Origin of the sequence: Herbiconiux moechotypicola, from assembly GCF_024979255.1 — a bacterium.
GTDB classification, from domain to species: domain Bacteria; phylum Actinomycetota; class Actinomycetes; order Actinomycetales; family Microbacteriaceae; genus Herbiconiux; species Herbiconiux moechotypicola.
This window is the reverse complement of sequence record NZ_JANLCN010000003.1, coordinates 1-12420: the sequence shown is the minus strand read 5'-3', so window position 1 is coordinate 12420 and position 12420 is coordinate 1. Positions and strand designations below refer to the sequence as shown.

10 protein-coding genes are annotated in these 12420 nt (G+C 70.5%); 6 read left to right on the top strand and 4 right to left on the bottom strand.

Annotation, left to right across the window (positions count from 1 at the left end; translation table 11 throughout):
• Window positions 1-7 precede the first annotated feature (7 nt).
• Window positions 8-1312 (bottom strand): NtaA/DmoA family FMN-dependent monooxygenase, encoded by a 1305-nt coding sequence (locus N1031_RS05145; RefSeq protein ID WP_259478533.1) that lies wholly within the window; start codon window positions 1310-1312, stop codon window positions 8-10.
• Between the two features lie 286 nt (window positions 1313-1598).
• Here N1031_RS05145 and N1031_RS05140 point away from each other — a divergent pair, with 286 nt between their 5' ends.
• The 5 genes from N1031_RS05140 to N1031_RS05120 are packed head-to-tail and all read left to right on the top strand — an operon-like array spanning window position 1599 to window position 7750.
• Entirely contained in the window at window positions 1599-3248 is a 1650-nt protein-coding gene (locus tag N1031_RS05140; RefSeq protein WP_259478532.1) for a thiamine pyrophosphate-binding protein, read from the top strand.
• 31 nt (window positions 3249-3279) lie between these two features.
• The gene (locus N1031_RS05135) at window positions 3280-4233 is read left to right on the top strand and encodes an amino acid ABC transporter permease (RefSeq protein WP_259478531.1); all 954 of its coding nucleotides are present in this window, start codon (window positions 3280-3282) and stop codon (window positions 4231-4233) included.
• Window positions 4211-5053, top strand: a complete 843-nt coding sequence (locus N1031_RS05130) for an amino acid ABC transporter ATP-binding protein (RefSeq protein ID WP_259478530.1) — start codon at window positions 4211-4213, stop codon at window positions 5051-5053. The genes N1031_RS05135 and N1031_RS05130 overlap by 23 nt, the downstream gene beginning before the upstream one ends.
• Window positions 5053-6477: an aldehyde dehydrogenase family protein gene (locus tag N1031_RS05125; protein ID WP_259478529.1), complete on the top strand. Its 1425-nt coding sequence runs from the start codon at window positions 5053-5055 to the stop codon at window positions 6475-6477. Before N1031_RS05130 ends, N1031_RS05125 begins: the two co-directional genes overlap by 1 nt.
• Before the next feature lie 46 nt (window positions 6478-6523).
• On the top strand, window positions 6524-7750 hold the full coding sequence (locus N1031_RS05120; RefSeq protein WP_259478528.1) for an MFS transporter: 1227 nt from the start codon (window positions 6524-6526) through the stop codon (window positions 7748-7750).
• Window positions 7751-7795: 45 nt separating this feature from the next.
• Here N1031_RS05120 and N1031_RS05115 read toward each other — a convergent pair whose 3' ends face one another.
• From N1031_RS05115 to N1031_RS05105, 3 genes are all read right to left on the bottom strand, one after another.
• Window positions 7796-8422, bottom strand: coding sequence for an endonuclease domain-containing protein (locus N1031_RS05115; protein ID WP_259478527.1), 627 nt, complete (start codon window positions 8420-8422; stop codon window positions 7796-7798).
• Window positions 8423-8788: 366 nt separating this feature from the next.
• Window positions 8789-9694, bottom strand: coding sequence for an aldo/keto reductase (locus N1031_RS05110; protein WP_259478526.1), 906 nt, complete (start codon window positions 9692-9694; stop codon window positions 8789-8791).
• Window positions 9694-11007, bottom strand: coding sequence for an NtaA/DmoA family FMN-dependent monooxygenase (locus N1031_RS05105; RefSeq protein WP_259478525.1), 1314 nt, complete (start codon window positions 11005-11007; stop codon window positions 9694-9696). Before N1031_RS05105 ends, N1031_RS05110 begins: the two co-directional genes overlap by 1 nt.
• Before the next feature lie 254 nt (window positions 11008-11261).
• Here N1031_RS05105 and N1031_RS05100 point away from each other — a divergent pair, with 254 nt between their 5' ends.
• Window positions 11262-12317 carry a LacI family DNA-binding transcriptional regulator gene (locus N1031_RS05100; protein WP_259478524.1) on the top strand — a complete coding sequence of 352 codons (1056 nt, stop codon included), beginning with the start codon at window positions 11262-11264 and terminating at the stop codon, window positions 12315-12317.
• Window positions 12318-12420: the final 103 nt, after the last annotated feature.

Genomic DNA, 12420 nt, shown 5'->3' with positions numbered 1-12420 from the left:
GTGCGGCTCAGAAGGCGAGGAGGTTCTCGCGCAGTGTGTCGTGCGTGTAGGAGGTGCGCGTGAGCCCGCGGCGCTGGAGCGCGGGGACGAGCCCGTCGCAGACCTCGCTGATGTAGCGGCGCGACATGGGGCCGTGCATGAGGAAACCGTCTCCTCCCACGTAGTCCATCATCTCCTCCATGCGCTCGGCGACCTTGTCGGGGGTGCCCACGAGGCTCTTGTCGGCGTAGTGGTAGAGCCAGGTCATGGCCACGTCGCGGAGGGTCTCGCCGTAGGTGTAGAAGTTCTTCAGGCTCGACTGGTGGCCGTTGGTGGTGAGGTCTTTGGGCAGCGGCTCGTCGAGGGGGAACTTCGAGAAGTCGATGTCGGTCACCGTGCTCATGCCGATCAGGCCGCGCTCGACGTTGGCGTCGGTGGGCTCGTTCATCTTCTCCCACACCGCCTCGGCCTCGGCCTGGGTGGAGCCCAGCACGGGCTCGGCGATGAAGAGGATCTTGCAGCTGTCGGGGTCGCGACCGATGCGCTCCATGCGGGCCCGGATGTCGTCGCGGAACTGCTTCTGGCGCTCGAGGCCCGTGGGCACGGCGAGGATGATCTCGGCGTACTTGGCGGCGAACTCGCGTCCGCGCTCCGAGGAGCCGGCCTGGCAGATGACCGGGCGGCCCTGCGGCCCGGGCGGCACGTTGAGGGGCCCGCGGCTGGAGTAATAGGTGCCCTTGAAGTCGATGACCTCCACCTTGTCGCCGTCGGTGTAGGTGCCGGTCTCGTAGTCGGCGACCAGCGCATCCGGCTTCCACGAGTTCCAGAGCTCGCCCACCAGGTCGGTGAACTCCTCGGCGCGCTCGTAGCGCTCGTCGTGCTCGTAGAGCTTGTCGAGGCCGAAGTTCTGGGCCGCGCGGTCCTCGCTCGAGGTGACGATGTTCCAGCCCACCCGGCCGTGCGTCATGTGGTCGAGGGTCTGCATCGACCGGGCGAGGATGAAGGGCGGGTAGAAGCTCGTGGTCATGGTGGCGACGAGGCCGAGCTTGTCGGTCTCGCGGGCGATGGCCGGCAGCAGCAGCACGGGGTCGAGCTTGGGGGCGCTCATGTTGTACTTCAGGGCCTTCACCATCGACTCCCCGTAGGCGTCGGGCACGATCTCGGAGTCCTCGAGCATGATGAAGTCGAAGCCGGCCCGCTCCATCGACTTGGCCATGTCGACGTAGAACTCGCCGTCCATCCACGACGTGGTCTCGTTGCCCGACCACGGGCCCTGCCACACCGGAGTGGCGTAGTTCGTGAACCAGCCCAGGTGGAACGGTTTGGATCCCATCTCGATGACCTCCCGGTCGCCTCGCGTGGCCGGAGCCACATTTCTGCCGTACTTGCGTAAACGTTTGTACTACGCGTGGCAAATCGCCTGCAACAGCATCCGAGGGCTCGTAACACAGTGTTGACATGCGTAATCGCCCGGAAATCCGGGGGTGTTACCTCTTGTCTTTGTAGGAGGCGGTTTCGTGAGTGCGGCGTGCGCTGAGCCGCTCTTGGGCGTGAAATTCGAAACACAGTGGTAACGATTGCGTGCCCTGGTCGAAACAGTCGCGGGGTGGAATAGCACCGTGGCACTCGTCAATCACGAACCGGCCGAGCTCTCCGGACTCCTCACCGAGAGCGTCGGCGAAGCGATCGTGCGCGCCCTCGCCGCCCACGGCGTGACGCACGTCTTCGGCATCCCCGGCACGCACAACCTCGAGCTCTACCGAGGGCTGCGCGGCGGCGCGGAGGGCTCCGGCATCCACCACGTCACGCCGCGCCACGAGCAGGGGGCGGGCTACGCGGCCGATGCCTACGCCCGCAGCACCGGCCGGCCCGGGGTCGTCATCACGACCAGCGGCCCGGGCCTCCTCAACGCGCTCGCCGCGCTCGGCACGGCCTACGCCGACTCGATCCCGGTGCTCGTGCTCTCGCCCGGGCCGGCGACCGGACTCGAGCGCGCCGACATCGGCTGGCTGCACGAGGTGAAAGACCAGCGCGCCGCCGTCGACGCCGTCGTCGCGCGCAGCGTGCGGTGCCACAGCGCCGAGCAGGCGGTGGCCGAGATCGCGCGCACGTTCGCCGAGTGGAGCGTGTCGCGGCCCCGGCCGGTGCACCTCGAGATCCCCATCGACGTGCTCGAGTCGCGCACCATCGCGGTGGCGGCCGAGGCCTCCGTGCTCCCGGGGATTGTGAGCGCCGACACCGATGCCGTGGCGCGGGCCGCCGCGGTGCTCCGGGCCGCCGAGCGCCCGCTTGTGCTCGCGGGCGGGGGAGCGGTGGATGCGGGCGTGGGCCTCGCCGCGCTCGCCGAGCTGCTGGGGGCACCCGTCGTCACGACGACCACGGGGAAGGCCGCGCTGGCCGAGACGCACCCGCTCTCGGGCGGGGTGGCGGTGCCCTACGCGGCCGAGGCTCTCGCCGAGGCCGACGTGGTGCTCGTGGTGGGGAGCGAGCTGGCCGAGACCGACGTCGACCCCGACGTGTTCTCCGAGCTCTCCGCAGTGGTGCGGGTCGACATCTCGGTGGCCCAGCTCGCGAAACCGGTGGCGCCGACGGTGGCGCTGCTCGGGCACGCGGACCGGGTGCTCGCCCAGTTGGTGGAGGCGCTCGCGGTCGCGGGGCCGGCCGACGCCGTCGCGCATCCCGACGCTCTGGACCGCGCCGCGCGCATCCGGGACCTGGTGCGCGGGAGCGCGTCGTCGTGGGTGCCTCTGCACGATGCCCTGGCCGCTGCGCTGGCGCCCGACACGATCGTGTGCGGCGACAGCTCGCAGGTGTCGTACCGCGGAACCGCACCGCTGCTGCTGCAGGGGGCGGCCCGGAGCTTCCTCTACCCCAACGGGTTCGCCACGCTCGGCTATGCGGTGCCCGCCGCCGTGGGGGCCTCGCTCGGCAACCCCGGCCGGCCGGTGCTGGCGCTGCTCGGAGACGGGGCGTTCCTGTTCTCGGTGCAGGAGCTCGTCACCGCGGTGGAGCAGGGGCTGGGGTTCACGGTGGTGGTGCTCGACAACGGCGGGTACGGCGAGATCCGCGACCAGATGGTGAGCCGGGACATCCCGTCGCTCGGTGTCGACCTGCACGTGCCCGACCTGGCGCTGCTCGCCCGGGCCCTCGGATGCGAGGCGCGAGAGGCGGGTTCGATCGCTTCGCTCGTCGAGGCGGTCGCCGACAGCCTGGTGCATCCGGGCACCGTGCCCACCGTGATCGTCGCGCGGCAGTCCGCCGTGCTGTGACCTGCACCACCGAGTATCGAGGAGACACCCGATGGCCACACCGACCGAGACGTCGCAGAAGGAGCATGACGCCTGGCTCGAACAGGTGGAGAAGGGCGAGCCCTCCACCCTGCACTCGCGCCCCCAGCCCATGCAGTGGGTGCTCGGCGCGATCGCGGTGGTTGTGGCCGGCTTCGTGGTGGTGACCTTCGCCAACGCGAAGATCGACTGGCCCGTCACCTTCAGCTACGTGTTCAACCCGCTCATCCTCGAGGGGCTGAGCAAGACCATCATCATCACGGTGCTGTCGTTCGTGATCGGCCTCGTGCTCGGTGTGGTCTTCGGCACGATGAGGCTCTCCGAGAACAAGGTGCTCGCGGGGATCGCGTGGGTGTACGTGTGGATCTTCCGCGGCACGCCGTTGCTGGTGCAGCTGTTGCTGTGGTTCAACCTCGCGCTCATCCTGCCGTCGATCTGGTTCCCCGGGTTCGGGGTGGTGTCGACGGTGGCGATCATGACGCCGATGATGACCGCGATCGTGGGCCTGTCGATCAACGAGGGGGCCTATCTCGCCGAGGTCATCCGCGGCGGCATCCTCTCGGTCGACCACGGGCAGACCGAGGCCGGGTCGGCGCTCGGGTTCTCGCGCTGGCGCACCATGCGCATCGTCATCCTGCCGCAGGCCATGCCGGCGGTGCTGCCGAACCTCGGCAACTCGGCGATCGGTCTGCTCAAGACCTCGTCGCTGGCGTCGCTGGTGTCCTACCCCGAGATCGTGAACCGGGCGCAGTCCCTCTACTTCGTCAACGGGCGGGTCATGGAGATCCTGCTCGTCGTGGCCTTCTGGTACCTCGTGTGCACCTCGGTGATGAGCGTGGGCCAGTACTACCTCGAGCGCCACTACGGCCGCTCGCTCACCCGCAAGACCGGTCCGGTGCAGAAGCTCTCCGACCGCATCATCCACTCTCTCCTGAGGAGGCGCCATGGCGATTCCACGGCTTCCTAAGTCCGGTTCGGCCGGTTCTGCCGGATTCGAGGTGCAGAACCCGGGCACCATCGAGGTGCGCCAGGTGCACAAGAGCTACGGCAGCCTGGAGGTGCTGAAGGGCATCAGCCTGCAGTGCCACGCGGGCGAGACCACGTGCATCATCGGGCCCTCCGGCTCCGGCAAGAGCACGCTGCTGCGCTGCATGAACAACCTCGAGTCGCCCGACCTCGGGCACATCGAGCTCGACCACGACGTCATCGGCTTCGAGCGCAACCGCTTCGGGCGGCTCATGACGGCGAAGCAGAAGCACGTGCAGCGGCAGCGCATGCAGATCGGGATGGTGTTCCAGCGGTTCAACCTCTTTCCGCACATGTCGGCCATCGAGAACGTGATGGTGGCGCCGCGCACCCTCAAGGGACTGTCGAAGCAGGCCGCCCGCGACGAGGCCCTGCTGCAGCTCGAGCGGGTCGGCATGATCGACCGCAAAGACGCCTTCGCGCGCAACCTCAGCGGTGGGCAGCAGCAGCGGGTGGCGATCGCCCGCGCGCTCGCCATGCGGCCGTCGGTGATGCTGTTCGACGAGCCCACCTCGGCGCTCGACCCCGAGCTCGTGGGCGAGGTGCTCCAGGTGATGCGCGACATCGCGGCCGAGGGCATGACGATGGTGGTGGTGACGCACGAGCTCACCTTCGCCCATGACGTGGCCAGCCGGGTGGTGTTCATGGACGGCGGGCGGATCGTGGAGAGCGGCCACCCCTCCGAGGTGCTGATGAACCCGAAGGAGGAGCGCACGATCAACTTCGTGTCGCGGGTGTTCTCGTCGGGGAAGGCGGCCTGATGGAGCGGCTGTCGTCGTTGTACATCGGCGGGGAGTGGGTGGAGACCGCTCTGCCGGAGATCGAGGTGGTCGACCCCGTCACGGAGAGCGTGATCGCGACCGTGCCGCAGGCCGGGGCCGCGGAGGTGGAGCTGGCCGTGGCAGCTGCCGCGGCGGCCGCGGAGGAGTGGCGCGCGGTGCCGATGGCAGCGCGGGCCGCGCTCGTGGCCGCGGTGGGGCGGGCGCTCGACGCTCGCCGCGCGGAGTTGGAGCGGGTCATCCAGTCGGAGCTCGGCAGCACCACCGCGGCGACCCGCGGGGTGCAGGTGGGGGCGGCGATCGACAAGTTCCTCGCCATGCCGTCGCTCGCGGCCGCGCTCGAGCCCGAGACGCTCCTGGGGGGGTCGATCGTGGTGCAGGAGCCCGTCGGCGTCGTCGCGGCGATCACGCCGTGGAACTACCCGCTGCTGCAGACGGCCGACAAGGTCGCCGCGGCGCTCACCGCGGGGTGCACAGTCGTTCTGAAGCCGAGCGAGGTCACCCCGCTCAACGCCTTCGTGCTCGCCGAGGCGGTGCACGAGGTGGGACTGCCGGCCGGGGTGTTCAACCTCGTCACGGGCTACGGCGTCGAGGCGGGGGAGGCGCTGGTCGCGCATCCGCTCGTCGACATGGTGTCGTTCACGGGGTCGACCCGGGCGGGGCGGCGCATCTCGGAGCTGGCCGCGGCGACCGTGAAGGCCACGGCGATGGAGCTCGGCGGCAAGTCGCCGAACCTGCTGCTCGACGACCTCGACGAGCTGCAGATGGCGGCGGCGGTCACGCGTGGGGTGGCGAGCTGCTTCCCGAACGCCGGGCAGACCTGCAGCGCGCTCACGCGCATGATCGTGCCGCGGCACCGGCTCGGGGAGGTGGAGCGCACGGTCGAGGAGACGGTGTCGACGTGGACGGTGGGCGACCCGCGCGACCCGGCGGTGCGCATCGGGCCGCTCGTGTCGTCGGTGCAGCGCGACCGGGTGCGGGGGTACATCGAGACCGGATCGCGCGAGGGGGCGCGGCTGCTCGTGGGTGGTGGCGGTGCGCCTGCGGGTCTTTCGCGTGGGTACTACGTGGCGCCCACCGTGTTCAGCGACGTGGCGCCGTCGATGACGATCGCGCAGGAGGAGATCTTCGGGCCGGTGCTCGTCATCATCCCGGTCGACTCCGAAGAGGAGGCGGTGGCCGTGGCGAACGGCACCGACTACGGGCTGGCCGCGGGGGTGTGGTCGAGCGACACGGCGACGGCGACACGGGTGGCACGGCGCATCCGGAGCGGCATCGTGCACGTGAACGGCGGCGACGAGCCCGAGGGGGCGCCGTTCGGCGGCTTCAAGCAGTCGGGGCACGGGCGCGAGGCGGGGGAGTTCGGGCTGCGGGAGTTCCTCACCACGAAGACGCTGTGCCTGTGAGCGCGAGGCGCCGCGGTGGTGCCAGCGCCCGCGCTCGCCCGACGTCGTGAGGCGCGGGGGTCTCGCGCTCTACGCGGCGGCAGCGGCGTCGGGGAGGCTGGCGGCGCGGGCGTCGGCGCTCGCGATCACGCTGCTCGCTGTGGCGACCACGGGGGATCCGCTCGTGGCCGGTGCCGTGACGGCGTTCACGGTGCTGCCGTCGCTCGTGCTGGGGCCGCTGCTCGGCATGATCGTCGACCGGGCCACCCGGCCGAAACGGCTCTACCTCGCCGCGCCACCGGTGTTCGCGGCGAGCCTCACGGCGGTGGCGCTCACGCTGGGTGCGGGGCTGTGGCCGCTCGCGCTGCTCTTCGCCTTCATCACCGGGTGCGCCACGCCGCTGTTCGAAGGGGCGATGACGCCGCTGGTGGTCAGCGTGGTGCCGGCTGAGAAGCTCGCCCGCGGCTACGCGGTCGACGTGGGCACCTACAGCGTGTCGGCCATCATCGGGCCGTTGGTGGCCACCTTCACCGCGGCGCTCTGGGGCCCGTTCTGGGCGGTGGTCGCGGCGGCGGTGATCGCGCTGCCCGCGTGGGCGTTCATCGCGCTACTGTCGATCCCGATGCGGGGGCCGCGCATCCTGCCGCCTTTCCGGGTGCGTGACGTCTGGACGGGGCTCGTCGTGCTCACCCGGGTGCCCCAGTTGCGCGGAACCACCGTCGCCAGCTCGCTCGCCTCCTTCGGCAAAGACGCGGTGCTGCCACTGGCCGTCACGCTCCTCGCCTTCGAGTGGGGGCGTGCCGCCGAGGAGGGCGGGCTGCTGCTCGTGGCGCACGCGCTCGGAGGCGTGCTCGGGAGTGTGATCGTCGCGGTGAGGCCGATCGGGTTGCGGTACGCGTCGCGCATCCTCTACCTCAGCCTCGTGGTGTCGGGTCTCGCGTTCGTGCTGCTGGGGTTCACCGACGACCCGACGCTGACCTTCGTGGTGATGTTCGCGTGCGGGCTGCTCAACGGGCCCATGACGACCTCCACCATCATCGTGCGCTCGGCGTACACCCCCGAGGCCCTGCGCACCCAGGTGTTCACCACGGCGATGAGTCTGCGCGCCACCAGCGCCGCGGGCGCCCTCGTCGGCGGCGCGCTCGGCGCGGCCGCCGGCGGCAGCGGCCTGCTCGTCTTCATCGGCCTCAGCCAACTCGGCGCCGCCGGCCTCGGCCTCCTGGCCGGCCTCCCCTGGGGCCGCCGCCCCGGCCCCACCCACCCCGGCCCCCATCCGGCCGTAGGTTCTGCATAGGATTCCGGGGTGGCATGTGCATAGTGTCGATGCCCCCTCGAATTCCTATGCAGAACCTACGCTCCGCCGCGGCCACAGGTGCTTCCGGGCTCTCACCAGACCCAGAATCACCTCCTCGCAGGCTTCCCAGTCGTTCATGACCTGGTCGTAGCTCAACCGCACCACCCGGAATCCGGCTCGCGTGAGCGCGAGGTCACGCCTGCGGTCCTCCTCGAACTCCCGCCTGCCGGAGTGGAACGCATACCCATCGAGCTCGAGCACCAGGCAGTCGCCGATGACGGTGTCGACGCGACCCGCTTCCGCGATCCAGACCTGAGTGCGCACACGAATGTTGCGCGTTCGCAACGACACCCGCGCCTTCGTCTCCAGCCCCGACTGTGCGGTGCCGTCGGTCAGGTCGCCCAGCCGGCGGTACTTCGCCGGCAGCGGAGCCAGCGCCACGGCCAAATCGGCGCGGCTGACCAGACCTTGGTTCAGCGCGGAGTCCAGGGTGGCGATCGCATCGATCGGCGGCTGACAACAGGTCGCGACCGCAAGTGCGACCACGATGTCGTCACGAGCCGCCAGTCGGGTGGGAGCCCATTCCGGCCGGTGGATGCACACGGCATGGTGGGGCGAGAGTGGCCGCTCGCGGTGGGCGGGTGAGGCCAGCCGCGACTGCGTGGCCGGCACTCTGACATGCAACCGTCCGTCGTCCCGCACCCACAGCCCATGTCGACGCAGCAGACTCGTGCACGTCAGCACTCCTCCGACTCGCATGGCCGCGACCAATCTGGGATCGGCCGTGGGGTGTGCGACCCAACCGCGCCGCGGCCGAATCAACTCACCTCGGTCTATGGCGGTCGCGAGTTGTCGTTCGGTGACGCCTTGGTTTCGGAGTTCGTGCACAGGAGCGACGCCACCCAGACGCTCCACCAGCTCAAGTAGCATGCTCCAGGCTGGTCACCAACTGGTGCGCCACCCATTGCGGGTGGGTGAACTGTCGAGACCTTCGCGACGGTCTGGTGCTGTGCAGGAGCAGTGACCGCCTTAGGCGCCTTAGGCGGTGCGCTCCGGGTGGAGGGCGGACTCGATGCGGGCGAGTTCGTCGGGGCTCAACTCGAGGGAAGCGCCGGCGATCGTGTCGACGATGCTCTCCACTCGACGGGCGCCCGGGATCGGCAGCACGCGACCCGGCTTCGCGAGCATCCACGCCACCACCACCCGGTACCACGACACCCCGTGGGCTGCCGCGATCTCGCCCAGCACGGGGAACGTGACCGGCAGTGCCACCTCGGGGTCGGCCCCGCCGAACGCCGACCACGGCAAAAACGCGAGCCCGAGCGATGCGCACAGCTCGAGCTCCGGCTCCGACGACAGGAACCCCGGCCCGAACTGGTTCTGCACCGACACGAGTCGGCGTCCGAGCGTCTCCACAGCCACTGCGATCTGGGCCGGGTTCGCGTTCGAGATCCCGACCGCTCGCACGAGCCCCTGGTCGTACAGCTCAGCGAGCGCCCCGAGCGAGTCCTCGTACGGCACGGCCGGGTCGGGCCGGTGCAACTGGTAGAGGTCGAGCGCGCCCGAGCGTGGCGCCAGCCGCGCGAGCGACGCCCGGCACGCCGCGCGAAGATACGCAGGGTCGCCGTTGCTCACCCGCTCGCCGTTCGGCAGCAGGATGCGGCTGCCCTTGGTGCCGACGACGACCTCCGACGGATCACCGCCCCGCCAGCTGCGGAGCGCATCCACCACCAGCGTCTCGCCGAACCCGACCTCGCCGCCCACCGGCTGATACGAGTCGGCCGTGTCGAGAAAACGCACACCGGCGTCGAGCGCCGCGTGGATGACGGTCAGTGACTCGTCGTATCCGGGCCGCGCCTCGCCGGTGAGCGGGAAGACACCGAACCCGATCGGGAAGGAAGGAAACGCGAAGCCGCTATCGGCGACGGATGCAGACCCCGCCATCAGAACTCCATCAGGTTGTCGCGAAAGTGCTCGTACGAGTACCGCGTCCGCACCCGCCCCTGCTCCTGCAGCGCGGGCACCAGCCCGTCGGCGATCTCGGTGATGTACGTGCGCGTCATCGCCTGCGCGATGAGGAACCCGTCGCCGCCGACCTCGTCGATGATCTCGCCCATCCGCGTCGCCACGGTCTGCGGCGTGCCGACGAGCTCCTCGACGATCGCCCGCTGCAGGTGCTTCGTCGCGATCTCGCGCACGGTCGAGCCCATCTGGTAATACCCGGCGAGCCCGGACTGGTGCCCGTTCGTGGTGAGCCCGGGCGGCAGGGGCGCGTCGAGGTCGAACTTCGAGAAGTCGATCTCGGAGTGGGCGCTCATGATGTCGAGCGAATCCTCGAGCTCGTAGTCGGAGGGGTGGTCGCGCGCCTCGCGCCGCTCGCGCGCATCCGCCTCGCTCACGCCGAGGATCGGCTCGACGAGGTACATGATCTTGCACTGCTCCGGCGCCCGGCCGTAGGCCGTCATGCGCTCGTGGATCGAGTCGCGGAACGCCTTCATCCCGGCGATCGTCGTGACCGGCGCGAGGATGACCTCCGCGTGCCGCGCCGCGAACTCCATGCCGCGAGACGACGCGCCGGCCTGCGAGAGCACCGGGATGTGCTGCGGCGACGGCAGCGTGTTGAGCGGTCCCTTCACCTTGAAGAACTCGCCGCGGTGGTTGATCTCGTGCACCTTCGTGTGGTCGACGTAGGTGCCGCTGGCCTGGTCGGCGACCAGCGCATCCGGTTCCCACGACTTCCAGAGGTCGGTGACGACCTCGGTGAACTCGTCGGCGATGTCGTAGCGCAGGTCGTGCTCGAAGAGCCTGTCGAGGTTGAAGTTCTGGGCGGCGGCGTCTCCGGAGGAGGTGACGATGTTCCAGCCGGCGCGGCCGTGGGTGACGTGGTCGAGCGTCGACATGAGCCGGGCGAGGATGTAGGGCGGGTAGAAGGTGGTCGACATGGTGGCGAGGAAGCCGATGTTCTTCGTGGCCTGCGCGAGCAGCGGCACGAGGGGGATGGGGTCGTGCTTCGGGGCGAAGCGGCCCTGACGCAGGTCGGCCTCGAAGCTGCCGCCCATGGCGTCGGGCACCTTCGAGGAGTCTTCGAGGATCATGAAGTCGAAGCAGGCGCGGTCGAGGATGCGGGCCATGTCGATGAGGAAGGTGCCGTCCTGCCACTGGCGGCCGACGTTGCCGGCCCAGGGGTCGCTGCCGCGGTACCAGACGGGCACACGGTACTGGGCGAACCAGCCGAGATGGAACTTCTTGACGGGCATCGGGGGCCTTTCGCGTCGAGGGTGGCGGTGCGGATGCGCGGGGAACTGTAAAGCTTTACAGTTGAGTCTGGCGTGCCCGTGTTTCGGATGCGTATCGACCGCGTATCCTTCGTGTCACGGGTGAGAGGTGCGGATGCGCGGGTGCGCGGGATGGGCGGACTGGCGGACGCGTGGGCTGTCGGATGCGCGGGTGAAGCGGGATGCGGCGTGAGTGGGGCGAAGGTGGTGGGTGACGGATGCGGGAAGGAGCGGGCGTGGATAGCGCGGGGGAGAGGTCGCGGCGTGATCCGACGGTGTTCGACGTGGCGGCGCTCGCCGGGGTGTCGATCGCGTCGGTGTCGCGGCACCTCTCGGGGCAGCGCGTGCGCAGCGCCGATGCGATCGACGACGCCGTCGCCCGCCTCGGCTACCGACGCAACGACGCCGCCCGCACGCTCCGGCTCGGGCGCAGCGGTGTCGTGGCCCTCGTCGTGCCCAACGTCGCGAGCACCTTCACCGTCACGATCGTGCAGGCGGCCGAGCGTGCCGCCCGCGCCCACGACTACACCGTCGCCCTGTTCAGCGGCGAGAGCCCCCACGGCGGAGGCCCCGCCGACGACCTCGTCGAGAAGCTCCGCGGTCGGGTCGACGGTGCGATCGTCATCCCGTGGAGCATCGACGACCCGGTCGTCGCCCGTCTCGCCGCCGCCGGCATCGCCGTGGTGCAGCTCGACGGCGAGGTGGGGGAGTCGCTGGACGGCCCGCACGCCCCCGCCGCCGACGCGGTCGTCTCCGACCACCACGCGAGCGGACGCCTCGTCGCCGAGCACTTCGCCGCCGCCGGACACCGCCGCGTCGGCGTCGTGACCGGCCGGCTCGACACCTCCCAGGCGAGAGAACGCCTCGCCGGATTCCTCGACGGCGCCCGCACCGCCGGGCTCCGCGTCGACGACGCCCACATCGCCCGCTCCACCGACCGCCCCGACGGCGGCCACGCCTCGATGCACGCTCTCCTCTCCACTCCGAGCCCGCCCACGGCGGTGTTCGTCTCCTCGGCCCCGATGGCGGGCGGCGCCTACCGCGCCTGCCTCGAACGGGGCGTCCGCATCCCCGACCAGGTCTCGATCGCCGTGGTCGACCGCCAGGCCTTCGACGACCTCTGGACCCCCGCCCCCACCCACATCGACCGCGACCTCGACGAACTCGCCCGCGTGGCCGCCGATCTCCTCTTCCGCCGCCTGGCGGGGGAGAAGGGCCCCACCGAACGACGCGAACTCGGCGTGCGCCTCGTACCCCGCGCATCCGTCGCCCCACCCGCGCACCCCCAGTAGCGCCCCACCGCCTCACGCCCCACCCCACGCTCGACCGCCCCCCGCCCCCCACGCTCGACCCCCCCGCCCCCACCGCCCAGCGCCTCCTGCCCACCGCCCCAGC

Bases quoted from the DNA above. Each gene is read 5' to 3' on its own strand.
- N1031_RS05130 (WP_259478530.1), top strand. From the start codon at position 4,211: ATGGCGATTCCACGGCTTCCTAAGTCCGGTTCGGCCGGTTCTGCCGGA.
- N1031_RS05145 (WP_259478533.1), bottom strand. From the start codon at position 1,312: ATGGGATCCAAACCGTTCCACCTGGGCTGGTTCACGAACTACGCCACT.
- N1031_RS05125 (WP_259478529.1), top strand. From the start codon at position 5,053: ATGGAGCGGCTGTCGTCGTTGTACATCGGCGGGGAGTGGGTGGAGACC.
- N1031_RS05135 (WP_259478531.1), top strand. From the start codon at position 3,280: ATGGCCACACCGACCGAGACGTCGCAGAAGGAGCATGACGCCTGGCTC.
- N1031_RS05110 (WP_259478526.1), bottom strand. From the start codon at position 9,694: ATGGCGGGGTCTGCATCCGTCGCCGATAGCGGCTTCGCGTTTCCTTCC.
- N1031_RS05105 (WP_259478525.1), bottom strand. From the start codon at position 11,007: ATGCCCGTCAAGAAGTTCCATCTCGGCTGGTTCGCCCAGTACCGTGTG.